Raw genomic sequence first — 24,545 nt, 5'->3', positions numbered from 1 at the left:
ACTGGAACAATGTATAATTTTTAATAAATAGAGGATATTCTGTGGAAGGACGTGATTTCTTGAATTCTGACAAGATCAAATTATATGGAACTTTGGCGATAGGATTTATTGCGGCTGTCTTAGAATTTCTATTCCGTTTGCCAAACTATGCTCAACTACTTATTAGTGTTTTAGGATTGTTGTTAGCTTTGATTATGTTTGTCGACATGATCAAAGTTTTGAAATCGGGGAACTTCGGTATCGATCTTTTGGCTATTACAGCGATAGTTGCTACGATTGTTTTAGGTCAATATTGGGCAGGCTGGATTGTCTTACTTATGCTCACAGGAGGAGATACTCTAGAGGAGTTTGCGGCTAATAAAGCTAAAAGTGAATTGAAGTCGCTTTTGGATAACACGCCATCTAAGGCTCATTTGATTACTGCTAAAGGGATTGAAGATAGAGATATTGATGAAATAAGAGTGGGAGATTCCTTATTGATTCGTCCTAAAGAACAAGTTCCTGTCGATGGGATTGTTTTTGAAGGCACTTCAGAAATTGACGAGTCGTCATTAACTGGTGAATCGGCACCTGTAACGGTTCAAAAGGGAACTTACGTTATGTCAGGATCAATCAATGGCGACAATCCTTTTAAAATTAAAGCTGAAAAGATTGCAGCTGATTCAGAGTATCAAGCAATTGTGAAATTGGTTAAAGAATCAGAGACACATCCGGCACATTTTGTCCGTTTGGCTGATCGTTATGCTGTACCCTTCACTTTGATTGCCTATTTAATTGCAGGGATTGCCTGGTATGTTTCAAAAGACCCAATACGGATTGCCCAAGTGTTAGTGGTTGCCTCGCCGTGTCCTTTAATTCTCGCTGCTCCGATTGCTTTTGTGTCAGGAATGAGTCGGACTAGCCGTAATGGAATTATTGTTAAATCTGGAACAGCTTTAGAGAAACTCAATGCTGCTAGGACGGTTGCTTTTGATAAAACGGGAACTATAACTATGGGAAAATTGGTAGTTGATGATTTTCAAGTGAAAAATGGCTTTAGTGAACGACAAGTACTTAGTTATGCAGCTTCTTTGGAACAAAATTCAAGCCATGTGATGGCAAAGGCAATTGTGGATTATGCTGTGCAAAATGAAGTAGGCTTTGTTAATGCTTCGAATTTGAAGGAAGTCACGGCTGAGGGTATTCAAGGTGAAATTGCTGGTCATGTTGTTAAAGTTGGTCAAGGCAAATTTGTAACGACAGAGATTGTTGATGAGGTCAAGGGCTCAGGAGTGTACGTATCAATAGATGATAAGTATGCTGGTGTCTATAGTTTGTTGGATCAAATTCGCCCTGAGGCTAAATCAACGATTCAAGAATTGAAGAATTTTGGTATTGAAAATATTTTGATGATCTCTGGGGATAAAAAAGAGGCAACCGAAATGGTTGCTTCCAAAGTAGGTATTACGAAATATTTTCCAGTCAGTTTGCCAAAAGATAAAGTGAAAATAATCAATGGATTAGATAAAAAGTATCATCCAACCGTTATGGTAGGGGATGGCGTCAATGATGCACCTGCTTTAGCCTTAGCAGATGTCGGTATTGCAATGGGTTACAAAGGTGCCAATGCCGCTAGTGAATCAGCCGATGCGGTGATTTTACAAGATGATCTAAGTAAGGTTTCAACGGCCGTAAAAATTGCTCACGATACGATGAAAGTGGCAAAAGAAGCCGTCTTAATTGGAATCTTCATCTGTATAGCCTTGATGATTGTTGCTGCATTTGGCTTAATTCCAACAATTATTGGAGCAATGTTACAAGAGGTGGTAGATACCGTCGCCATCTTATATGCTCTTCGGGCCAGAAGTGACAAATTATAGCCAACCGTATGAATCAAGATCCATATCACGCTTGGGTAATTTAGAAACATAGGGATTCCCCTTAACAATAAAGCGCATATTCTTAGAAGTCCAAGGTTCCTTATTCTTCACGCCGATTCGCGGCGTTGCTGAAATTTCTTTAGGGGTCTGGACTTTTTTTTCGGAAAAAATAAAATTACCGTCATTTAATTTTGTTCCGGAAAGATCCTTGTTTTTGATACCGAAGGCTGCCATCCATTTGGCGGGACCATTGGAAACCTCAAAGCCAGTTTTCTTACGATTATCTTCCATCAAGTCGATTCCCTTTAAAGGCTGTAGACCTCGAATTAGGATTCCATTTGGAGTTCCAGCTTTTTGAATGCTGATATCCATATCTAACCAACTGTGAATAGAATAGATATAAATAGTTCCGCCGCTTTGGTAGAGTGGATCGTTAGCTTTAGTGTGTCTGCCATTGTAACTGTGGGCCGCCATGTCGATTGGTCCTAAGTAGGCTTCGGTTTCAACAATTAGTCCTGAAAATAATCCTTGGTCAGATGTATAAGTAAAAGTATGTCCCAACATGTCTTGGGCTAAATCCATTGTTTCTGCGGATTCGAAGTATTTTTGTATGTTCAAATTTAAATATCCTCCTGAAATTTAAAAAAAGTTCAAAAAAAGCTTGCTACGCACTTATTATTATTGTATTATATTTCTTGTGCTTAAGAGCGCATTACATAAATAAATTTTATGACCCGTTGGTCAAGTGGTTAAGACACCGCCCTTTCACGGCGGTAACATGAGTTCAAATCTCGTACGGGTCATTTTGGAGGATTAGCTCAGCTGGGAGAGCATCTGCCTTACAAGCAGGAGGTCACAGGTTCGATCCCTGTATCCTCCATTCCAAAAACGTTAAACATCTAACTTATAGTTAGATGTTTTTTTTATCAAAAAATCCTGAAGAAATTTTTTCTTCAGGATTATTCTTAAATAATTAGGATAATGTTTCCAATTATACGATAGCAAAGATTAGGTTCTGAAAAATTACGGTATTTTTTCAACATGGACATTGCAACAACAAAAATGACAATAACTAAAGCTGTCCAAACATTAATGTAATTTAATAAGAATAGGATCAAAGAAAGAACGGACAAAGCTACCAATTGTAGATAGTCAGATCTGGAACCTTCAAAATAATTTATCAAAACACTCGATAAGTTTATCAAAAGCAATGGAACTACAAAGTTTACTGAAATAAAATGCATATAGGTAAAAGCAATCGCAATTGACATAAAACTTGGTACGATAAAGTCTGAAATTAATGAAGAAATGTTTTGAAAACTGTCGGGTAAATATCTCAACATAAATAAGAAAGCTAATTGTGCAAAAATTAGAATAATGACAAATTTATTGAGCGAATGAAGTGAAAGAATTGCTAAAGCCAAATAAATGAGTGTGTATAGTATGTGGAAATATTTATTAGGATTTAATTGAAGAAGATATTCTTTGTACAGGGCGACCATTGCGACCATGATTAGTAAAAATCCATGAATAGAATAGTTATTGAGTCCATTAACGAAAATAAAGATAAATGGGAAAATATGGTAACTTATGAATTCTATCAGGGATGCCAATAGTCTTTTAGATTTTAAATTGTCCATAAAAACTCCTTTTGTTCATAAAATTATATTAGTGTAGAAAAAGTTGGACGTCAATTGCTGTTTTTTATGAAAATAAATTAATTTTGTGTTAACCTATTAAGAGGTTCCTGATGGGATCCTTTTTTTTTACGAGGAGAGGCCCTGTAACCGAAAAGGTGGAAAAGAGAATATGTCAAAAAATTATTTATTTACTTCTGAATCAGTTTCAGAAGGACATCCAGATAAAGTTGCTGATCAAATAAGTGATGCAATTCTTGATGCTATTTTAGCAAAGGATAAAGATGCACGTGTTGCGTGCGAAACAACTGTCACAACTGGATTAGTTCTAGTTGTAGGGGAAATATCAACTACTGCATATGTTGATATTCAAAGCGTTGTTCGTAAGACCATTACCGATATTGGCTACGATGGTTCAAACCCAGGTTTTGATGGTAATAGTTGTGCCGTATTGGTGGCACTAGATGAACAGTCTCCTGATATTGCTCAGGGTGTCGATGATGCTTTGGAAAGACGTGATAACGAAAAAGACGTTGATCCATTGGATCAAATCGGTGCTGGTGATCAAGGCTTTGTTTTCGGTTTTGCAACAAACGAAACAAAAGAATTCATGCCCTTACCAATTTCTCTAGCTCACAAGTTAATGAGAAAAACAGCTGAAGTTAGAAAGAATGGAACAATTGATTACTTGATGCCAGATGCTAAGTCACAAGTTACTATTGAATATGATGGCAACGATCATCCAGTTCGTGTTGATACAATTGTTTTAAGTACACAACACAAGGCTGAAGCTAGTCTGGATCAAGTTAAAAAAGATATTAAGAAATATGTTATCGATGAAGTTGTTCCAGCTGATATGATGGATGACAAGACGAAGATCTTGATCAATCCAACAGGACGCTTCGTGATCGGTGGACCAGAAGGGGATTCTGGCTTGACTGGTCGTAAAGTTATTGTTGATACATATGGTGGATTTGCTCGTCACGGTGGTGGTGCATTCTCTGGTAAAGATGCTACTAAGGTTGACCGTTCAGCTAGTTATGCAGCTAGATATATTGCCAAGAATTTAGTAGCTGCCGGAGTTGCTGAAAAAGTTGAGATCCAGATTGCCTATGCCATCGGTGTAGCAAGACCAGTTTCCATTCATGTTGATACATTTGGTACTAGCAACTTTTCCGAGGATCAAATTGAAGAAGTTATTAATAAGTTCTTTGATTTACGTCCACTCGGTATTATTAAAATGCTTGATCTACAAAGACCAATTTATAAGAAGACGGCTGCTTATGGCCACTTCGGACGTACAGATATCGATTTACCATGGGAAAAACTTGATAAAGTTAATGATATTAAGAGTTTCTTGAAAATTTAGTCGGTGATTACAGAGGCGTTCTTTAAAGTATAACTTTAGAGAGGGTCTCTTTTTTTATGGAGGAATTATTTAATGACACAGAAGAATCAATCAAATGTCGTAATTGTTACAATCGCTGTCTTTATCGCTACTTTTATGACAGCTATTGAAGGAACAATTGTTTCGACCGCTATGCCAACTATTATTGGAAGTTTGCATGGCGTTAGTTTAATGAACTGGGTTTTCTCAATTTATTTATTAATGACGGCAGTTGCAACGCCAATCTACGGGAAATTGTCTGATATAGTTGGACGTAAACCTGTTTTGATGATTGGATTAGTTTTATTCGTAATAGGGTCAACACTTTGTGCAATGTCTAATTCGATGTTAACTCTAATTCTAGCTCGGGTGGTACAAGGTATTGGTTCTGGAGCAATCCAACCTTTAACGTTTACAATTATTGCTGATATTTATCCCTTAGAAAAAAGAGCTAAAATTTTAGGCTTTAACGGATCGGCTTGGGGAATTGCCGCAGTTATAGCACCGCTTTTGGGAGGTTTCATTGTTGAACAATTAAGTTGGCATTGGGTATTCTTGATTAATTTGCCAGTTGGTTTGTTAACGATGGCTCTGATTTGGATCTTCTTTAAAGAGGACAAAAGAGAACATGCAAAATTAAATATTGATTATACAGGAACGGTCTTATTGATTTTTGTCCTATTACCCTTGATGTTAGCTTTACAAAACATTGGTACGGGAAAAGCCATTTTGACAGTTGCTTTAGTAGTTGTTTCAATTGTTTCAATCTTTTTATTTATTCGAGTTGAGAAACGGGTTAAAGATCCGATTTTGCCAATGGAATTGTTCAAAAATAAGACCTTTGTCATTCAAAATGTCTTAGCTTTGATTGTCAGTGGATTTCTTATTGGTTTTGAAGCCTATATTCCTACATGGATGCAGGGAATCTTAGGATTGAGTCCTTCTATGGGAGGATTTGCAGTCACTCCTAGTTCAATTGTTTGGATTTTTGGATCGTTTTGGGCTGGTACTTTGATAAAGAAGATGGCACCTAATCGGGTTATTTATATCAGTCTCTTCTTCCTAGCAATTGCTAATGGATTGTTATTGATGGCAGGACCAACGACGCCATTTATTTATTTCTGTAGTCTAGCTGCAGTAGCCGGTTTAGGGTTTGGTCTTACAATAACGACAACAACCGTTACAGCTCAAACTGTCGTTGAACCGGAAAATGTTGGTGTTGCTACCAGTTTTAATACGCTATTAAGAACTATCGGTCAATCAATGATGGTTTCAGTTTATGGGATCATTTTGAATACTGCTTTAGCCAAAGGTGCGGCAGAAAATAAGAATATTACCGTTGATATGATGAATAAATTAATTGATCCACAAACGGCTAATTCATTGCCACAGCAGCTTTTACCCAAAATGAGACAAATTCTTTTTTCAGGATTGCACAACATTTATGTTGCTTCTCTTGTACTATTGATAGTGGGATTAGTTCTTAATGCCTTTGAGCTGAAGAATCGAAAAATTCTTGGCTCCAAATAATAGAGAGTTAAAAGTTAAAATTATAGCCGCTAAAGTGTATCCACCTAACACATCGCTAGGATAGTGTACACCAAGAAAAATTCGACTATAGCCAACTAATATGACGATGCTAATTGTTAATATACTAATCAGTAATTTGAACTTGATGTTTTTGAAGATAAACCAAGCAATGATTAATAGTGAGATGTATAACGCAAATGAGCTTGCCGAATGGCCACTTGGGAAACTAAAGCCGCCAGCATAAACATAATGGTAATGACTTGGTCGTGGTCGTTCTATTATGTTTTTTATTAGACTATTTAAAAGAGCAACAACGACTTTGTTCAGCACCAAGAAGATTGCCGCATAGTAATACTTTTTAATTATTAAAAGTACAAAAAAAGCTGCCGCAATGAGGATAGTTGGAAGCGTATCGCCGAGATTAGTTATTGGTCGAAAAATATTGAGTGAAAAATTATTGTGATGGTAAATTTGATCAATAAAAAAATTATCGAAATTGGTAATTAAGGTGGTTTTCTGCGTAATATTAATTGTCCAGAAAACAAAGAATAATACGAGTAAAACATTGGTAATAATTAGTTTTTTAGATATTTTCATGATTTTTAATCTCTCTATTGTTTAAGTTTTTGTTAAGAAATATAATAAAGTATAAAGATTTTGAGGGAGAGCAAAATACTTATGGTTATTACACGTCGTGAAAGAAAAATTGAAGATAGTCGTTTGACTAGATTAAATAATAAAAAAAATAAGAATGCAAATTTGCGTAAAAATATGACGATTTTGGGTTCCAGTATGTTTGTCGGTGCTGCTGTGGCTGAAATTGCCGATATTTCCACTCCGACACCAGTTAAAGCTGAAGCTTTGTCTGTTAATAATTTATTATCTCAAAATTCAACGATCACTAATACTCCAGTTAGTTCTAAAGGTACCGGGGATCAACAATTCCTTGATTATATCGGTAACTCTGCCCGTAAGCTTGCCTCAAACAACGACCTTTATGCCTCCGTAATGATTGCGCAGGCAATGGTTGAAAGCGGTTGGGGAACTAGTGGATTGGCTAGTGCTCCTAATTATAATCTCTTTGGTATTAAGGGAGATTATAATGGCGAATCCGTAAATATGGGTACTCAAGAAGATGATGGTAGTGGTAATCTTTATTCCATTGATTCTAATTTCAGAAAGTATCCTTCCTACAAGGAATCGCTTGAGGATTACGTTTCATTATTAAGAGGCGGTACTTCTGGCAATTCGCAACTTTATGCAGGTGCTTGGAAGAGTAACACTACCTCTTATAAAGACGCAACTAAATTTTTGACAGGTCGTTATGCGACCGATACGACTTATGCTGACAAATTAAATAGTATGATTGAAAAGTATAATTTAACTCGATTTGATCAAGATACAACTAACAAAGATAAAACTTATACTGTGGCTCAAGGTGATACTTTACAATCAATTGCCGATAAGTTTAATATTTCTGTTGAGGATTTAATGAGTATTAATAATTTAAAGACTGGCAGTTATGTTTATCCAGGTAAGACTTTAGTTATTACGCAAGTTATCGGAGAAGATGGTCAACCATTATCAGCTAGCCAGAATAGCAATGTTAATATGGTTAATACAGCCACAACGACTAATAGTAATAATACAACTAGCGAAGATGGCGATGTTGGTAACGTTGGGGATGCTTATGGGACTAAACAAGCGCCAGTTGTTGTTCAAGATGAACGTGACGGTGTGAAGAAATATGTTCCAGCTGACGACTCTGATTCTGATTCAGATTCAACTGCAATTAATGTCCAAAATGATTATAGTTCTAATGATTCTAATAATGATTCAAGTGACCAAGACAATAAATCTGTAACAGTTCAAAACGGTGATACGATTGATTCAATTGCTTCACAAGCTCAGACGACGGTTGACAATATTAAGAAATTAAATAATCTTAATTCAGATTTATTGGTTGTCGGACAAACATTATTGGTATAAGATATAAGACAACGGAAGTAGTAGATTATAAAAATTCTTTACAGAAAGCGCATGTTGATGTGAATGCGTAGATTTTTATTTTCGAACTCGTCCACTGACAATAGTTGCCGAAACTAAGTAAGTGACTGCGCCTGATCCTCGTTAAGGATTTTGAGAGTCGTACTTATTTGGTGCGGAACTTAGGTGGTAACGCGATAATTCGTCCTATGATTTTAAAATCATAGGGCTTTTTTTGTATAGGAGGAGAAATATGTACAATCACAATACCGTAGAAAAGAAATGGCAAAAGTATTGGAAAGAGCATGATACTTTTAGAACTACTAATGATCCAAAGAAGAAAAACTTCTATGCTTTGGATATGTTCCCATATCCATCAGGACAAGGACTACATGTGGGACATCCAGAGGGGTATACTGCAACAGACATCATCGCTAGAATGAAGCGTGCTCAAGGATATAATGTTTTACATCCCATGGGGTTTGATGCCTTTGGGCTTCCAGCTGAACAGTACGCTTTGAATACTGGGCATACACCAGCTGATTTCACTGAGAAGAATATTCAAAATTTCAAACGTCAGATCAATTCACTTGGCTTTTCATATGATTGGGACCGTGAAGTTCAAACAACTGATCCTAAGTTTTATAAATGGACTCAATGGATCTTTGAACAAATGTATAAAAAGGGTCTGGCTTATGAGGCTGAGGTTCCAGTTAACTGGTCTCCTGATTTAGGAACAGTTGTTGCTAATGAGGAAATCATTGATGGCAAAACTGAGCGTGGTGGTTTCCCAGTTATTAGAAAACCTATGCGTCAATGGATGTTGAAGATTACAGCATACGCTGACAGATTGATTGATGACTTAGATGACATTGATTGGCCTGAAAGTATCAAGGAAATGCAACGTAATTGGATCGGTCGTTCTGTCGGAGCTCAAATCACTTTCCCATTAGTTGATCATGATGAAAAAGTCAATATTTTCACAACTAGACCAGATACTGCCTTTGGTGTTCAATATATGGTTCTAGCACCTGAACATGACTTAGTTGATAAGATCACAACTCCTGAGCAAAAGAGTGCTGTCGATGCCTATAAAGAAGAAGTGTCACACAAATCTGATCTTGATCGGACTGATTTAAACGATGAAAAAACAGGCGTTTTCACTGGTGCTTATGCAATTAATCCAGTCAATGGCGACAAAATTCCAGTTTGGATCTCTGATTATGTACTAGTAACTTATGGTACAGGTGCCGTTATGGCCGTACCAGCACATGATGATCGTGATTTTGCCTTTGCTAAGAAGTTCAATTTGCCAATGAAACAAGTTATTGAAGGTAATTTGGATGATGGAGCAATTACTGGCGATGGCAAACATATCAATTCTGATTTTTTGGATGGTCTAAATAAGGAAGATGCCATCAGTCGTATGGTTGAATACTTAGAAGACAAGGGAATCGGTAAGAAGAAAGTCAATTATCGTCTTCGTGATTGGGTCTTCTCCCGTCAAAGATACTGGGGTGAACCAATCCCAGTTATTCATTGGGAAGATGGTACAACTTCACTAGTTCCTGAAGATGAATTGCCACTTAAGTTGCCTGAAGATAGTGATATCAAGCCATCAGGTACTGGTGAGAGTCCATTGGCAAACTTGACTGATTGGGTCAATGTCGTGGATAAGAATGGTCGTAAGGGACGTCGTGAGACTAACACAATGCCACAGTGGGCCGGTTCTTCATGGTATTACCTAAGATATATTGATCCACATAATGATAAAGAATTAGCTGATTATGATTTGCTAAAACAATGGCTACCAGTTGATCTTTACATTGGTGGGGCAGAACATGCGGTGCTTCACTTACTCTATGCAAGATTTTGGCATAAGGTATTGTATGACCTAGGTGTTGTACCAACTAAGGAACCATTCCAAAAATTATTTAATCAAGGAATGATTCTTGGTAAGGGTCATGAAAAGATGTCTAAGTCAAAGGGTAACGTTGTCAATCCTGATGATGTGGTTGAACAATACGGTGCCGATACTTTGAGAACTTATGAAATGTTCATGGGACCATTGGATGCTTCAATTGCTTGGTCAGAAAATGGTCTTTCTGGATCATCTAAATTCTTGGATCGAGTTTGGAACTTGTTCGTCAACGATGATGACTACAGCACATTGCGTGATGGCTTCTTAACAGATAACAACGATGGTAAGTTGGACAAAGTTTATAATCAAACTGTCAAAAAAGTTACTGAGGATTATGATGCATTGCATTTCAATACTGCCATTTCTCAAATGATGGTCTTCGTTAACGAGGCACATAAGGTTGAGACGATGCCTAAAGAATACGCCCAAGGCTTGGTTAAACTCTTGGCACCAATCGCTCCACATATGATGGAAGAACTTTGGAATAAGTTTGGAAACGCTGAATCAATTTCTTACGCTGCTTGGCCAACATATGATGAAAGTAAATTGGTTTCAGATACTGTTGAGATTATCGTTCAAGTCAACGGTAAATTAAGAGACAAGTTGCAAGTGGCAACTGATACGCCTAAGGATGAGCTTGAAAAATTAGCAACTGCTGATGAAAAAGTTCAAAAATTCATTGATGGTAAAAATGTTGTTAAAGTGATTGTCATTCCTAATAAGATTGTTAATATTGTTGTTAAGTAAAAAACAAAAAAAGACTTCGGAAAATGTTTCCGAGGTCTTTTTTAGGCTGAATATGAAAACTAATTAACATTAAAGGGTGAGGGCTGATACTTTATAAATGAATAATTGCATGAAACTACTTTTTTGTCTATGTGTATAATATTTTTTGTTTAAATACTCAACAAATTATATTCTATCATTAATATACCTTGTAAGAACAGCAAATATATTGCCAAATTGTCTAAATTTGAGAGAAATATCTCAAAAATAGTTTGCATTTCTTAAAATTTAAGCGTAATTTAAAATCTTTAGGATAAGAACTTTGCTATAATTAAATGGATAGTTTTTAAGGTGGTGCATGTTTTGGGCAAAAATAAGAGCCAAGAAGAAGAAGAAGTAATGCCAGTCTTAGACCCGGAATCGTCCTCACAGAGTACGATGTTAAAGGGTTCAGCATGGATGACTGCTGGTAGTATTTTTTCTCGGATCTTAGGTGCAATCTATATTATTCCTTGGATGGCCTGGATGGGTTCTGATTATCCGGCAGCTAACGCATTGTTTGCTAAGGGTTATAATATCTATAGTTTGTTTTTAATTGTTTCAACAGCGGGAATTCCAGGTGCAATTTCAAAACAAATCTCGCATTATAACGCATTGAACCAGTACGCGACTGGAAATAGGTTATTTAAGCACGGTCTAAAAATTATGACTTTCATGGGTATAATTTTTGGGGCAGTCATGTTTTTTGGAGCTCCAGTCTTGGCGACTTTATTTACTGATGGTGATCCTCGAAGTATTCCAGTTATCAAATCATTGGCAGTAGCAGTGTTGATTATTCCTATTTTGAGTATTTTACGTGGTTATCTACAAGGTTATTCGGATATGGCTCCGTCAGCAATCTCTCAATTCATTGAACAGATTGCTAGAGTTATCTATATGTTGATTGCCACGTATCTAATTATGGTGATCAATAAGGGTAGTTATATCAACGCGGTAGTTCAGTCAACTTTTGCGGCATTTATTGGTGCGGCAGTGGCTATTGTCATTTTAGTATTTGCTATTTTGAAAAAAATGCCGAAATTACGACAATTATCGAGAAATAGTAAGCCAATTGAGAACTTGAATGAAAGAAGCTTTACTCGCGAAATCTTTGAACAAGCGGTTCCATTTATTATTTTGGATGCTGGAATTACTTTCTTCAATTTATATGATCAATCAACCTTTAATCAGTTTATGAGAATGTTCGTTAACGCAACAGGAGCACAGCTTGATAATTATTATTCATTATTTGGTTTCCAAGCTAATAAATTGATTATGATTATTGTTTCCTTATCATCTGCGATGGCAGTTACAGCAGTTCCAATTCTTTCAGGACTGTATTCTAAGGGTAATAAGAAAAAGATTGAAGATCAGATTTCTAATACCTTGGAATTATTCTTCTTTATCATGATACCGGCTTCGTTAGGGATGTACGCCGTGGCGCAACCGTTATGGACAACCTTTTATCGTTATGATTCCTTGGGTGTTTTGATGTTGCAGTTCTCATCAATAATTTCCATTTTGTTAGGATTGTTCACAGTTCTTTCAGCAATTTTACAAGCTTTGTATCGTAACAGATTAGCTATTAAATATTTCATCTATGGTCTTATTGTTAAGGTCGTTGTTCAATTGCCAATGATAGGAATTTTCCATGAATTTGGACCATTGGTAGCCACTAGTATCGGGATGGGTGTAGTTTCTTGGCTAATGTTAAGAGAGTTACATCGAATTTATCCATTTGATACTGGTCGAATTTCACGGCGGATTAGTGGCATAATCTTATTCTCATTAGTCATGTTTGTTTCAGTGATCTTTGTTAATTGGGTTGTCTTCCATTTTGTTGGTAATTCGGATCGAATTATTAGTGTGGTTGTTTTAGTTCTAGAAGCTGGATTAGGCGGCGTTGTTTATGGCTATCTAGTTTTGAAGACGGCACTAGCAGATCGAATTTTAGGTTCCAAAGTGTCTCGAATCAGAAGAATTTTTAATATCAAATAATATTAAAACCCAGTGTAATGACCGTTTTTGGTCGCTACACTGGGTTTTTAAATGGGAAAACTAATCTTTATAACTATACTTGGCCATATATTTAGGTAGTTTTTCAATTACTTTCGATGGTAAAACTACGTAATTATCTTTATTCAGTTTATCAGCAATTGTACTGTGAAGTAGGAGTCCAGCACTTACTGTTTGAAAAGAGAAGCCAAATTGAGCAATGAAGCCAGCAATAATACCAGTTAAGGTGTCACCCATACCACCGGTGGCCATCCCTGGATTACCAGCTTCAATTTGAGCAGTTGTTTCATGATAATAAACTTCAGAATGATGTTTCTTTAAAACTAAAAGCGCTTCTGGATTTAGCTGTTGTAAACTTTGTGCATTACTTTTTGGATTTTGCTCGGCAATATCTAAACCAGATAAACGCTGCCACTCCCCTTGGTGAGGAGTTAAAATCAGATTAGCTTTAGATTCTAAAGGCCAATTTTCTTGAGCTATGATGGTTATTGCTGAAGCATCTAAGATCAGAGTCTGTTTATTATTTGTTTGTGTTAAAGCCGCTTTTACAACTCCTTTGGCAATAGAGGAGGTACCTAATCCTGGACCAACTGCTATGACATCACTGTTCTTTATAGCTTCTGTTAAAGCTTTTTTATTTTGGTAATCAATAGTCATTGCTTCAGGAATTTTAACGTTGATAGCGGTAAATTTTTCAGGAATAGTAGCAACAGTCACCAAACCGCTACCTGTATTAACAGCAGCACTGCTGCAAAGAATGGTGGCTCCACCAAAATGAGTTGAACCACTAATAATGAGAACCTTACCATAGTTTCCCTTGTAGGATTCAGGATTTCGTGGAGTTATCACTTGATTTAATACCGATTTATTAATTTTTTCCATTGCAAGTACCTCCATTTGTAGTATCATTTTAATTGTAGTATATTTCTGAAAGCAATTGTACTATTTTGCCGTTGTGGCGGAATTGGCAGACGCGCAGCGTTCAGGTCGCTGTCTAGTTTACTAGGTGCGAGTTCGAATCTCGCCAACGGCAGTTTTAGAATAAAGTGAATTTAAAAGGCAAGGACATTGGTAAATAATGTCCTTGCCTTTTTGACTTTATTATTATGTGATGGATTAGAAATCAGTTTCTCCAAGTGCGTGTTGAGCAGCAACGTTTAAAATACTCCATTGTCTGTCAAAGCCTGGTTGGAAGAAGAAGTCAGCATCGGCTAAGTCTTCAACGGTTAACTTGTGTTGAATAGCTAAAGCTAAGACATTCCCTTGAGCCGTGATGTCATAAGTTGAAAGAACAGAGCCACCCAAGAGAACATGTGAACTAGGATTGAAGAATAATTGGACATAAACAGTTGGATTATCTTTGCCAGCAGGTACATAAGCTGGTCTCAAACTGCCTTGGTAGAAGGAAGTCTTGATGTCAACATTTGAACGTTTAGCAGTAAAGCTATTAAGACCACTTTCAGTGAAGTGATAATCAAAGACGCTCAAAGCTGATGATCCAACTACACCACTGAATGGTAGAGCCGGGTTCTTTTCGAATAAGTGTTTTACAACGTATCTAGCTTCACGACGAGCTACAGTTGCCAAAGCAATTGGAACGTGGTTATCTGCTGGAATTGAATAAGCCAAGGTAGCATCACCGATAGCATACACATCGTCTAAGTTAGTTTGGAGATATTCGTTAGTCTTGATCCAGCCACGATTATCTAGTTCGACAGTACCCTTGAGCCAATCAGTATTTGGTTGAACACCAGCAGCTTGAATGACTAAATCGCTAGGAATCTCTTTTTTATCTGTTTTGATAGCAGTAACTTTATCACTACCGGTATATTCTTTAATATTAACACCAGTAAGTACCTTGACACCTTTGTCTTCAAGATGTTTTTCGAGGATATCAGTCATTTCCTTATCAAGATATGTTCCTAGAGGACGGTCGATCACATCGAGCAAAGTGACATTCTTGCCAGCTTTAACACTGGCTTCGGCAGCTTCAATACCAATATAACCAGCACCAACAACAGTGATGTTTTTAACTTCTGGATCTTCTAACTTAGCCTTAATCTGTGTTGCCCAATCATAACCACGCATTAAGAAAACATTTTTCAAATCGTTTCCCGGTACAGGAATAGGCTTAGGGTTAACGCCAGAGCTTAAGATCAATTTGTCATATGGATATTCTTGACTATTTTGATCTTTAGTATTAACTACGGTAACAGTTTTTTTGTCTGAATTGATTTTAGTAACTTGATGGTTATTTAGGATCTCAACGTTCTTGTTATCTGAGAAGTCGCTTGGACTGAAATTACGAACATCATTGACTCCAGTGACGCTATTCTCTAAATATAGCTCCATACCACAGGACATGAAGGAGACGAAATCTCCAGCTTCAAATAATTTAATATCAACGTCATCGTAACGCTTCAATAATTCCAAAATGGATTGATGCCCACCATGTGATGCACCAACAATAACTACTTTAGTCTTTGACATAAAATAACCTCCGATTTGCTTAATAAGAATCATTACAATGTAAGATTAGCTCTTAATAAGAAGACTGTCAACTGATAACTTAGTTGACTAGTGTAAATACGTTAGTTTTAACTAAAAATGATTTTAGAAAGTATTTTGGTTAGAGATTCAGTCGTCATGGGTAAATTGCTTTGCTTCATTAGGGACTCAATTTCTTTTTTAGAATCAGAGTATTTGAGTCGTTTAAGGTATTGGAATCCCGCAATCGTGAGACCGTTCAATTTGATTAGAGTGACGTATTTCAATGGACTGACGGTACCAGAGACCAAGTTATTATTGATCATTTCAAGGAGAGTATTTTGCATATCACTGATTAAAAATTGATTATTGTTGTCACTAGCAATGTAGTCTTTTACTTGTGAGTAATGCTGTGAATCGTCTAAAAGCTCCTGAAAATCTTTAGGGTTCTTTTCGGATATAATCTCTAGAATTAATTTATACATATCAAAATAGTTCATTAGAATTCAACCTTTCATCGAAAGTAACAATTACATTATATTCTTTCCAGAATTAATTTGAGAATAATTAAATTGGATAGTAAATAATTTGCCAAAGTTGCCTGAAAAAGGTAATAATTAAGGTAATATAAAGATTTGGGGAGATCATATTATGTTAAAAGAATTTAAAGATTTTATCAGTCGTGGTAACGTAATGGATTTGGCTGTTGGTGTTATTATGGGTGCTGCCTTTACATCAATCGTGCAATCATTGGTAAGTAATTTAATAAATCCTCTGATTGGAATGTTCTTGGGTAAGGTCAATCTCAGTAATTTAGCTTTAACAGTTGGAGACGCTACCTTTAAGTATGGGACTTTTCTTGAATCAATCATTAATTTCTTGATTATCGCTTTTGTGGTTTTTCTACTCGTTAAAGTTATGAATAAGATCATTCATAATCGTCAAGAAGAGGAAGAACCGGAAGATAATAAGGAAGAAGAGATGGTTATGTATTTAAAGAAAATCTCTGATTCATTGGATGAAAAAAATCAGAATAAGTAATAATCACAAAAATAGCCTCTTTAAAGTTTATTTCAACTTTAAAGAGGCTATTTTAGAATCAACTATTGAATGGATTCAACAGTTTGCCAAGTCCAATGACTAACGTATTTCCCAGTTTTTAAGCCTTCGTTACGGGATTGGAAGTCAAGTTTCAGATTTTTAAGGACTTCATTGGTAAAATCAACTGAATCCCTCCATTTAGGGGATGTTTTACCATCCGAGGTGCCAATGATTAGATTGTTGCTATCGACAAGTTTATTTTTCCAGTAGGCTTTATGAATTAGAGAATCTGTAGGAGAAACAACTCTATCATGGTCGCCAATGGAAGAACTATCATCTCCGGTGTCTGAGTCATCGTGAACTTCTTCAATTTCCTTATAGAAAGTGTCCATCGAAAGACTTACGGAGATGGGACCAGAATTTTCCCTTCGATAGTCATCTAAAATAACATTTCCTTCCTCAATTTGTGGGGCGGTTTTAGAGCTTCCATTTTGGGAAACAGCGACGGTTCCGAAATCAATTTTTTCTGGTGCGGTTAATTTCAAAGCTCCGGGTTGATGACGAAAATAAAATTCTTCAAGACCTTCATTGCCATCTTCATCCGCGATGGTTATTTCGATTTTGTGAGTTTCAAAATCATTGTAATTTTCAATGTCTAATTCCTTCCATTTCCAAGGAATTAATTTACCTAGGTTAGGATTATCAAGGTTTTCAGCAGCGGTGATTTCATCGCCATCATCAATTTTGTAAGTGATTTTTTTGATCTTTTTACTATTCTTATCGGACCAATAACCCTTTAGGTCAATTAAATTATCAATTGGATCGTGAGGTTCTTTAATGGTAGAACCAGGGGAAGTAACTACGATTTGTGGTTTATCTGTAGCTGGTTTTACGAATTTAATAACATGTTCCTTGATAGGCGAGCGGTGGCCTTCCTTATCTTCCATGTAAAAACGAATTTTATGCTTATTTTTTTCTAATCCTTTTAGAGAAATTTTTTGATTTACGATTTCATGGTGGTTACCATAGAAAATATCACTGTCTTTTTGAGAGGCATTAAAAAGAATTTGATAATCTTCCTCTTTATCACTGTCAATTGAATAATGCATTGTGACATCTTTACTGTCGAAGTCGTACCATTGACCAGAAATTGGTAAAGTGTCACTCGACATTGGTAAGATTTGTGGATCATCATCACTTCCTTGTAGATCCAATTCGATAACGGGATTAAAAGTTGTTCCTTTAATATCTGTTTGAGAAGTATATTCCATAGAAACTGATTCTTTGGGGTGAAGATGTTGTGCCTCAGTACGCATGGTTATTCCTGCATCCCAAGTTGGTTTCCCTTCTGCAACACCTAGTCGAGCTCCAGAGGCATCTTTTCTCTCAGAATCGCCTTTGTCGGATTGGTCATCAAAAGCGTTAAACAATCCTTCAGGAACATAAGGAGATAGGAATTGATTTTTGCTTTTATTGAAATATCTTGAAGCGCCGCCGAAGACGCCGCTAGATTGAGGCTTACCAATTTTCCAAGGGTAATACCTTTCTCTAAACGCAACTATTCCAATCAAACCAGGATTATAACTGTATCCCTTTGTAGCAATATAAGAACTACTGGTTGAACGGGCGGCAAAAGCGGCAGGACCATTAGGTTGATTAGTGTAAATACTGTGTCGAATTTGATTATCTGCTGATTGAATGTACATACCACGCTTGTTTCCTAGTGTTCTTAGGGGAAGGTAATTTCCGATTCTTTTACCATTTTTATCAGTGATTTCTTTACCATCTTTATTCAGGGATAAATCTTGATTCGAAAAACCAATAAATCCACCAAATGTATCGGCTTCGTGAGTCTCTGGATTGACTTTGCTGGTATTTGTAAATGTTATTTTAGTAACGACACGTCCCATACTATTAAAACTAAGTTTGATGGTAGTAGTAATTTCAGGGTTGTGACGTCCCTTTTTGTTAACGTAAAACGGTCTTTGTTTATAGACCATTTTTTGTTCTTCGAGACCAGTTTTTAAATTGGTTCGATAGTAAAATTTAGGAGTTTCTAGCATAGCATAACTCATGCCGATTTTATCAGGACCAGAAGTTCCAGGCACGCCTTTTCCGTCAGAAGGGACGACATAATTAAAAACATTGTTAGAAATAAAATTTCTCGCTGCTCCTTGTGGCTTGTCTTCCATTTTTAAACCTTCATAGGCCATCTCAGAAAGTTCTAAAGAATCAAAATCTCCTTTTTGATGATCTCCATAATGGGTCGTATAGATGTGATTACCAGATCCTTTGGGACCATCTAAAATACGACTGCCAGGTTCTGAATAAAGAATCGCTGAGTTAGCAGCAGTTAAGCTGTTTTTGCGAGACTTACCATTGATATCGAATGATTCACTGATTGAAGCTTTTCTAATAGCATAATCATAGTCACCAAAATATAAATATGGTCTAGTACTGGTCCCATCAGAATGCTCGAAAATTTGGCCCTCGCTGACACGCAAGAATTCAGAAAAGTTCCAGCCGATATTGTCCTCGTCGTCAGAAACATCATCAAACGTTGCACTATATTTTTCTGGTTGATTGAGATCATAGTCAAAGATTTTTTCGCCGTTAGCTTTCAAAATTGACAATGTAAATGGTTTTTGATTATTTACAAATAATTTGAAAGAAATTGTTTCTGGCTTGTCCAAAGTTAGCTTGAATTCTTTTTTGTCAGAATCAACCAAGATTTTGTCAGAGCCAATTTCACGTTCTAAACTTTCTAGGTCGATAACATTTTCTTCGTTAGTTTTCAAAATTAATTCTTTTTTTTCTTCAAGAATGTAACTGACAATTAATTCGGTGTTGTTTTTATGTGGATAGACTTCAGCGATGTCGGCATCAGTCAATTTTTCTTCCGCCGCGTTAATAGATGTTGGCTTTAATAATACTAAACAGCACAATGAAAGTATGCAAAATAAAAGACGATTCCATTTCATAAATAAAGCTCCCTTAAAAGATGATTGAAATATCTTATCATTTGAATAATTTTTTTATGGTTCAAAGTAATAAAGGATTTTTTTCGTGAAATGAAGTCGAAAATATTAAAATTTGCATTAAAAATATTAATCAAAATCACATGAAAGCGTATGATTTATATTCGAAATAAAAAAAATAAAACCATTAAATAATCGCCATTGTGTTACTGCTCTCATATAAAGAGTTGTAAAACAAATTGGATTATAATTGGTTTTAATTTTTTTTAATTGGCAATTCAATTACAAATTCACTGCCTTGAGGTAGATTATCTCTCACAAAAAGGTGGCCATGATGGTTTTCTACGATTTGTTTAGCGATTGCTAAGCCCAAGCCATGACCGCCGCTGCTCTGGGTGCGTGACTTGTCGACTCGATAAAATCTGGTAAAGATTTTATCCTTATCATCATCGCTAATACCAACTCCAGTATCGGAAATGATGAATTGATATTTAGAGCCTTCAATTTGGTCGTATATTCTGATGGTGCCATTTTTGGGAGTATATTTAGTGGCATTATCGAGAATGATGATTAGTAATTGTTTAATCTTATTGCGATCTAAAAGTAAGGTAGGGTGATGATAGAGGCTGACTTGAAAGACTTTTGATTGTGAATTGATGATGTCCTTGAAAGGCATTATTGGATCTTTTAAGAAAAAGTCCGGTTGAGTGTATTCAAAATTTAATTTGGTAGTGGCATTGTCAAATCGTGCTAAGTCGAGCAGATTATTGGTTAGTGAATTTAAACGGCTCACTTCATCTAATGAAACGGAAATCGACTCTGCTTCATCAATTATCTTCTTGTTAGGCTTGGTCAGCATGTATTCAAGTTTTCCTTGGATAATGGTTAACGGAGTCCGCAGTTCGTGAGCGGCATCATTTACAAATTCTGTCTGTTGTTTCCAAGAACGAACAATTGGCAACATATTGATTCGCGCCAAAAAGTATGAAATGACTAAAGCGATAATCCAAAAAATGAAGAAAGTAATTATCAAGATTTTCTCAAAATTTTCCATTGTTTGAATCTGTGTATCGATATTTTGCATAATCAAAACATAATGACCGGCATACATAGGATTATTATTATTTTTTGAGATTTTTATTAAAATAGATCGGAAGTTCATATTCTTAATTGTAATGGTTTGTTTTTTATTAAGATTTTTTTTGTTTAATTTTATATTCTTTAGTATTGAATAGCGATTTCCTAGGCTTGTTTTATTGAGTAATTTACCACTATTGTTGAAAACCAAAATTGATGCTTGGAAAGGAGCCTTAGGACTAGGTTCCTTTTTTTTAGTATCAGGATTGGGATTTCGGCCTTGAGGATCAGGTCCAGTATTTTGTTGCATATTAGGCTGTTTTTTGACAGTAATAACTTCGCTTTTGACGTCTTTATCAATGCTTTTGTAAGTTGATGATTGAAATAGGTTAAAAATAATCAGACCTAAGGTTAAGAAGAGAATGGCAAATGCGGCCATGATGGAAAGAAACAATTTAAATTGTTGCCGACGAGTGATGGTATTTTGTTTAGATTTCATTTTCATTTTGGAAGATGTACCCAACGTTTCTAATTGTTTTGATCAAACTGTCGTTTTGAGAAGGACGTAATTTTTTTCGAAGATTACTCATATATACTTCTACTACAGTGATGGAGGTATCAGAATCGAATCCCCAGATACGCTCGAAAATTTGATCTTTAGTTAAAATTGTATTTTTATTTTGTAACAAATAAACTAATAAATCATATTCTTTTCCATTAAGAGAAATAGGTTGGCCGTTTGCCAAAATAGTGTGATTATTCAAATTTACTTCAAGATTTCTAATTTTTAAGATCGAATCATCGGCAAGAACCCCGCTTCGTTTTAATAGAGCTTTAACACGAACTAATAGTTCCTCACGATGAAACGGTTTAGTTAAATAATCGTCAGCTCCTAGATTAAAGCCATGAACTTTATCGTCAATCTCAGCTTTGGCGGTCAGTATTAGAACAGGAGTATTAATTTTATCATTACGAATATTTTTTAAAACATCGTATCCATTCATTTCCGGCAACATGATGTCTAAGATGATTAGATCATAAACGTTTTCTGTGGCAGCAAATTTACCACTTAAACCGTCATTTTCAATATGAACTTCTGAAAAATCCGACAAGAAAGTGGCGATATTGTTGGCCAAATTCTCGTCATCTTCAACTACTAAAATTTTAATATTATTTGACATTACTGACTCCTTTTATCAATTACTAATATTAAGTATAAAGCATAAAAATTAATTTAAGCTTAATTTAAGTTAGTTTGTCTAATCTTGTCCTTGTCGTAAAGAAAGGAATTGAACAGATGAAAAACAATTTACATTTACCACCGATATTATTGTCGGTCCTAGTTTATTCAATCATTTGTTTTTTTATCAGTAAAGTTTTTTAAAAGATGGGAGAAGATAGATGATGGAATCAAAAGAAGCTAGTCGTATTCAAAAGAAGAAAAATAATAATCTCTTTTATAAATTAAGAACTATTAAATATGATTACTGGCTAATTGCTATTTTAATATTAGCAGCATTTCTATATGCATGGAATATTTGGGAAGCTGGTGAGGCTAATAATTTCTATACTGCCGCTATTGTCAGTATGACCAAGAGTTTTAAAAATTTCTGGTATGCCAGTTTTGATCCGGCAGGATTTATTACCGTTGATAAACCGCCAGTAGCACTTTGGTTTATGACTATCAGTGCCAAAATCTTTGGTGTTCATGGCTGGAGTGTCGTTTTACCATCAATTCTGTTTGGAATTGGTTCTGTTTATTTGATTTACAATATGGTAGCTAAACGTTTTGGTAAAATACCAGCTCAAATCTCTGCTTTGATCATGACATTGACACCAATTGTAGTTGCGGATTCGCGGACAAATAATATGGATGCTACATTGGTATTTTTCCTACTATTGTCAATCTGGTTTGTCCAAAAAGCCGTTATGAGTAAAAAACAACGTTATGTCTGGATTGGTTTTGCACTGATTGGTTTTTCGTTCAATATAAAAATGCTACAAGCATTCATGATTTTACCAGCGATGTATCTTTATTACTGGTTGGCTAGTGAAGTCAATTGGAAAAAGAAATTGGCTCATTTATCAATTGCTACTGTTTTCTTGGCCGTTTTCACATTAATTTGGCCTTTGTCAGTAGATATGACTAATTCAAATAATCGTCCCTATGAGGGTGGTTCGGAAACCAACTCGGCTTTAGAATTAGACTTTGGATATAACGGAACTCAAAGATTACTTGGACAAACAACTGGTACTGGTGGGGCTTTCCCAGGGATGGGGAATTCTTCTAAAAAGAGTAGTAAATCAATGACTCCGCCATCTGGTTCTAAGTCAAAGAAACCTAGCGGAATGAAAAAATCATCAACTAACGCACCAACTCCACCGAGTGGTTCTAAGAAGAAATCCGCTAATGGGAATCCTCCATCTAAACCATCTGGCTCTAAAAAGGGTGGCAATGCACCAAGTATGGGTGGTCAAAAAGGGCAACCCGGCGGTAGCAATAAAGCTGGCGGTGGTGCTGGTACTGGTGGTGGAGGCGCTGGAGCCTTCAATATCGGTACAGCTGGACCGTTTAGATTATTACAGAAAGAATTGGGACCACAAATTAGTTGGTTAATGTTATTAGCTGTTTTTGGTGTTATTTCCAGTTATGCCTATTTCAGAGGTTCTAGAATGAAGAAATGGTACGCTTTGACGCCACAAAGAAAAGAACTTTGGTTGTGGTTAGGTTGGTTAGTCCCAGTTGCTGGGTTCTTCTCAGTTGCAAGTTTCTTCCATCCATATTACACAATCATGTTGGCACCAGCGATGGCTGCTTTGGCAGGTATCGGGATTTATACGATGATTATGCAATGGAAAGAAAAGTCGCTTTGGGCAATGTTATTACCAATTTCCATTTTGTCTACAAGTATTTTGCAAGCTTGGTATTTAACTGATTATTATCCAACGCTTTCTTGGGTACTGTTGATTGCTGGAATCATTATTTCAATTCCACTATTTGTACTTCCTGGGATTGCTATTAAATTGAAGAATAAACGCATTTGGCCAATTGTTGCTTTAATAATTGTAATGCTAGCCCCAACTTGGTGGTCATTGACACCTACTTTAGCTGGATCTAGTGATGGTATTCCTAGTGCGGGTCCAAGCTTGTTGTCATCTGCAGGTGGTGGCGGTATGGGTAATTCTCAAGTTGATTCAACTCTTTTGAAGTATCTTGAGAAACACCAAGGAAACGCTGAGTATTTATTTGCTACAGATGATTCTAGTACTGCTGCACCATATATTATTGCTACTGGAAAAGCCGTCATGGCTATGGGTGGTTTCAATGGTACCGACAAGGCAATAACATTGAAGCAATTCAAGAAATTAGTCAAAGAAGGAAAATTGAAGTATTACTACTCTGGTGGTAAGACAGGTGGCTCTAATTCGACAATTGTCAATTGGATTAAGAAACACGCTAAGAAGGTAACTTTAAGCAGTAGCAACACTACTCAAACTAATGCTTCTAGTTCGGTTACTGTTTCAACTAAGAATAAGTCTAAAAAGCCAAGTAGCAATATGACTCAGCCGAGTCAAGGCAATCAGAATGGTTCAGTTGGTAATCCACCAAGTGGCACTAAGCCTAGTGGGGCAAAACCTGGTAAGAAGCCATCTGGCACTAAATCTAAGAACCAAGGTCAAGCGCCTAGTGGTTCAATGAAGAAACCAACTGGTAAAAAGAAACTAACTAAGAAACAACTTAAAAAGATGAAAAAATCTAATAAATCAAATGGCTCAATGGGTCAAGGTATGGGTACTCCAGGTCAATCAGGAACGCTATATGATTTATCAAGTATTTACAAATAGATACAGAAAGGAATG

17 protein-coding genes, 3 tRNA genes, 1 riboswitch and 1 other annotated feature are annotated in these 24,545 nt (G+C 36.1%); of the genes, 11 read left to right on the top strand and 9 right to left on the bottom strand.

Features of this window, described 5'->3' with window-relative positions; genetic code table 11:
• Window positions 1-41 precede the first annotated feature (41 nt).
• Window positions 42-1,859, top strand: a complete 1,818-nt coding sequence (locus LA20249_RS04690; RefSeq protein ID WP_371861838.1) for a heavy metal translocating P-type ATPase — start codon at window positions 42-44, stop codon at window positions 1,857-1,859.
• Here the strand turns inward: LA20249_RS04690 and LA20249_RS04685 are convergent.
• Window positions 1,854-2,477: a DNA-3-methyladenine glycosylase gene (locus tag LA20249_RS04685; RefSeq protein ID WP_057739911.1), complete on the bottom strand. Its 624-nt coding sequence runs from the start codon at window positions 2,475-2,477 to the stop codon at window positions 1,854-1,856. The two genes, LA20249_RS04690 and LA20249_RS04685, sit on opposite strands and share 6 nt — an antisense overlap.
• 113 nt (window positions 2,478-2,590) lie before the next feature.
• Here LA20249_RS04685 and LA20249_RS04680 point away from each other — a divergent pair.
• A tRNA-Glu gene (locus LA20249_RS04680) sits at window positions 2,591-2,662 on the top strand.
• 4 nt (window positions 2,663-2,666) lie between these two features.
• A tRNA-Val gene (locus LA20249_RS04675) sits at window positions 2,667-2,739 on the top strand.
• 85 nt (window positions 2,740-2,824) lie between these two features.
• Here the strand turns inward: LA20249_RS04675 and LA20249_RS04670 are convergent.
• Window positions 2,825-3,499 carry a hypothetical protein gene (locus LA20249_RS04670; RefSeq protein ID WP_057739913.1) on the bottom strand — a complete coding sequence of 225 codons (675 nt, stop codon included), beginning with the start codon at window positions 3,497-3,499 and terminating at the stop codon, window positions 2,825-2,827.
• Between the two features lie 91 nt (window positions 3,500-3,590).
• Window positions 3,591-3,671, top strand: a riboswitch (SMK box riboswitch).
• On the opposite strand from LA20249_RS04670, the gene metK reads away from it, so the two are divergent.
• Both metK and LA20249_RS04660 read left to right on the top strand, forming a co-directional pair.
• The gene (gene metK / locus LA20249_RS04665; protein ID WP_057739915.1) at window positions 3,669-4,865 is read left to right on the top strand and encodes a methionine adenosyltransferase; all 1,197 of its coding nucleotides are present in this window, start codon (window positions 3,669-3,671) and stop codon (window positions 4,863-4,865) included. Its footprint overlaps the riboswitch before it by 3 nt.
• A gap of 72 nt (window positions 4,866-4,937) precedes the next feature.
• Window positions 4,938-6,413 (top strand): MDR family MFS transporter, encoded by a 1,476-nt coding sequence (locus tag LA20249_RS04660; RefSeq protein WP_057739917.1) that lies wholly within the window; start codon window positions 4,938-4,940, stop codon window positions 6,411-6,413.
• Here LA20249_RS04660 and LA20249_RS04655 read toward each other — a convergent pair.
• Window positions 6,360-7,010 (bottom strand): phosphatase PAP2 family protein, encoded by a 651-nt coding sequence (locus LA20249_RS04655; protein WP_083477975.1) that lies wholly within the window; start codon window positions 7,008-7,010, stop codon window positions 6,360-6,362. The genes LA20249_RS04660 and LA20249_RS04655 overlap by 54 nt on opposite strands.
• 81 nt (window positions 7,011-7,091) lie before the next feature.
• Here LA20249_RS04655 and LA20249_RS12005 point away from each other — a divergent pair, with 81 nt between their 5' ends.
• The 3 genes from LA20249_RS12005 (at window position 7,092) to LA20249_RS04640 (ending at window position 13,083) form a co-directional block, all read left to right on the top strand.
• Window positions 7,092-8,402 carry a glucosaminidase domain-containing protein gene (locus tag LA20249_RS12005; protein WP_057739919.1) on the top strand — a complete coding sequence of 437 codons (1,311 nt, stop codon included), beginning with the start codon at window positions 7,092-7,094 and terminating at the stop codon, window positions 8,400-8,402.
• Window positions 8,401-8,612 (top strand) — a binding site (T-box leader). (Overlaps the previous gene by 2 nt.)
• Window positions 8,613-8,652: 40 nt before the next feature.
• A complete protein-coding gene (gene leuS, locus LA20249_RS04645) occupies window positions 8,653-11,067 on the top strand; it encodes a leucine--tRNA ligase (RefSeq protein WP_057739920.1) in 2,415 nt (804 codons plus the stop codon).
• A gap of 378 nt (window positions 11,068-11,445) precedes the next feature.
• Window positions 11,446-13,083, top strand: a complete 1,638-nt coding sequence (locus LA20249_RS04640; RefSeq protein ID WP_057740372.1) for a putative polysaccharide biosynthesis protein — start codon at window positions 11,446-11,448, stop codon at window positions 13,081-13,083.
• A gap of 60 nt (window positions 13,084-13,143) precedes the next feature.
• Here LA20249_RS04640 and LA20249_RS04635 read toward each other — a convergent pair whose 3' ends face one another.
• Window positions 13,144-13,983 (bottom strand): NAD(P)H-hydrate dehydratase, encoded by an 840-nt coding sequence (locus LA20249_RS04635; protein WP_057739921.1) that lies wholly within the window; start codon window positions 13,981-13,983, stop codon window positions 13,144-13,146.
• Between the two features lie 67 nt (window positions 13,984-14,050).
• On the opposite strand from LA20249_RS04635, the gene LA20249_RS04630 reads away from it, so the two are divergent.
• Window positions 14,051-14,134: transfer RNA gene (locus LA20249_RS04630), tRNA-Leu, on the top strand.
• A gap of 83 nt (window positions 14,135-14,217) precedes the next feature.
• Here LA20249_RS04630 and LA20249_RS04625 read toward each other — a convergent pair.
• Together LA20249_RS04625 and LA20249_RS04620 are read right to left on the bottom strand one after the other, a co-directional pair.
• A complete protein-coding gene (locus tag LA20249_RS04625) occupies window positions 14,218-15,591 on the bottom strand; it encodes an FAD-dependent oxidoreductase (RefSeq protein WP_057739922.1) in 1,374 nt (457 codons plus the stop codon).
• A gap of 107 nt (window positions 15,592-15,698) precedes the next feature.
• Entirely contained in the window at window positions 15,699-16,088 is a 390-nt protein-coding gene (locus tag LA20249_RS04620) for a hypothetical protein (protein ID WP_057739923.1), read from the bottom strand.
• 151 nt (window positions 16,089-16,239) lie between these two features.
• Here LA20249_RS04620 and mscL point away from each other — a divergent pair, with 151 nt between their 5' ends.
• Complete coding sequence (gene mscL / locus LA20249_RS04615; RefSeq protein ID WP_057739924.1) at window positions 16,240-16,629, top strand: large-conductance mechanosensitive channel protein MscL; 390 nt, start codon at window positions 16,240-16,242, stop codon at window positions 16,627-16,629.
• Between the two features lie 62 nt (window positions 16,630-16,691).
• Here mscL and LA20249_RS04610 read toward each other — a convergent pair whose 3' ends face one another.
• The 3 genes from LA20249_RS04610 to LA20249_RS04600 all read right to left on the bottom strand — a co-directional run bounded on the left by LA20249_RS04610 (window position 16,692) and on the right by LA20249_RS04600 (window position 21,865).
• A complete protein-coding gene (locus tag LA20249_RS04610; protein ID WP_146983801.1) occupies window positions 16,692-19,610 on the bottom strand; it encodes a hypothetical protein in 2,919 nt (972 codons plus the stop codon).
• A 253-nt stretch (window positions 19,611-19,863) separates the two neighbouring features.
• A complete protein-coding gene (locus tag LA20249_RS04605) occupies window positions 19,864-21,189 on the bottom strand; it encodes a sensor histidine kinase (protein WP_057739926.1) in 1,326 nt (441 codons plus the stop codon).
• The gene (locus LA20249_RS04600; protein ID WP_057739927.1) at window positions 21,173-21,865 is read right to left on the bottom strand and encodes a response regulator transcription factor; all 693 of its coding nucleotides are present in this window, start codon (window positions 21,863-21,865) and stop codon (window positions 21,173-21,175) included. The genes LA20249_RS04605 and LA20249_RS04600 overlap by 17 nt, the downstream gene beginning before the upstream one ends.
• 223 nt (window positions 21,866-22,088) lie before the next feature.
• Here LA20249_RS04600 and LA20249_RS04595 point away from each other — a divergent pair, with 223 nt between their 5' ends.
• On the top strand, window positions 22,089-24,530 hold the full coding sequence (locus LA20249_RS04595) for an ArnT family glycosyltransferase (protein ID WP_057740374.1): 2,442 nt from the start codon (window positions 22,089-22,091) through the stop codon (window positions 24,528-24,530).
• Window positions 24,531-24,545 lie beyond the last annotated feature (15 nt).

It is taken from the genome of Companilactobacillus alimentarius DSM 20249, from assembly GCF_002849895.1.
In the GTDB taxonomy this organism is placed as follows: Bacteria; Bacillota; Bacilli; order Lactobacillales; family Lactobacillaceae; genus Companilactobacillus; species Companilactobacillus alimentarius.
Note: the sequence above shows the minus strand (reverse complement) of the source record. Positions and strands in the feature narration are given on the sequence as shown.

Excerpts from the sequence above, each read along its gene's own strand:
- LA20249_RS04595 (WP_057740374.1), top strand. The coding sequence starts at position 22,089 with ATGGAATCAAAAGAAGCTAGTCGTATTCAAAAGAAGAAAAATAATAAT.
- mscL (WP_057739924.1), top strand. The coding sequence starts at position 16,240 with ATGTTAAAAGAATTTAAAGATTTTATCAGTCGTGGTAACGTAATGGAT.
- leuS (WP_057739920.1), top strand. The coding sequence starts at position 8,653 with ATGTACAATCACAATACCGTAGAAAAGAAATGGCAAAAGTATTGGAAA.
- LA20249_RS04660 (WP_057739917.1), top strand. The coding sequence starts at position 4,938 with ATGACACAGAAGAATCAATCAAATGTCGTAATTGTTACAATCGCTGTC.
- LA20249_RS04670 (WP_057739913.1), bottom strand. The coding sequence starts at position 3,499 with ATGGACAATTTAAAATCTAAAAGACTATTGGCATCCCTGATAGAATTC.
- LA20249_RS04620 (WP_057739923.1), bottom strand. The coding sequence starts at position 16,088 with ATGAACTATTTTGATATGTATAAATTAATTCTAGAGATTATATCCGAA.
- LA20249_RS04635 (WP_057739921.1), bottom strand. The coding sequence starts at position 13,983 with ATGGAAAAAATTAATAAATCGGTATTAAATCAAGTGATAACTCCACGA.
- LA20249_RS04640 (WP_057740372.1), top strand. The coding sequence starts at position 11,446 with ATGCCAGTCTTAGACCCGGAATCGTCCTCACAGAGTACGATGTTAAAG.
- LA20249_RS12005 (WP_057739919.1), top strand. The coding sequence starts at position 7,092 with ATGGTTATTACACGTCGTGAAAGAAAAATTGAAGATAGTCGTTTGACT.
- LA20249_RS04655 (WP_083477975.1), bottom strand. The coding sequence starts at position 7,010 with ATGAAAATATCTAAAAAACTAATTATTACCAATGTTTTACTCGTATTA.
- LA20249_RS04610 (WP_146983801.1), bottom strand. The coding sequence starts at position 19,610 with ATGAAATGGAATCGTCTTTTATTTTGCATACTTTCATTGTGCTGTTTA.
- metK (WP_057739915.1), top strand. The coding sequence starts at position 3,669 with ATGTCAAAAAATTATTTATTTACTTCTGAATCAGTTTCAGAAGGACAT.
- LA20249_RS04625 (WP_057739922.1), bottom strand. The coding sequence starts at position 15,591 with ATGTCAAAGACTAAAGTAGTTATTGTTGGTGCATCACATGGTGGGCAT.
- LA20249_RS04605 (WP_057739926.1), bottom strand. The coding sequence starts at position 21,189 with ATGAAAATGAAATCTAAACAAAATACCATCACTCGTCGGCAACAATTT.
- LA20249_RS04600 (WP_057739927.1), bottom strand. The coding sequence starts at position 21,865 with ATGTCAAATAATATTAAAATTTTAGTAGTTGAAGATGACGAGAATTTG.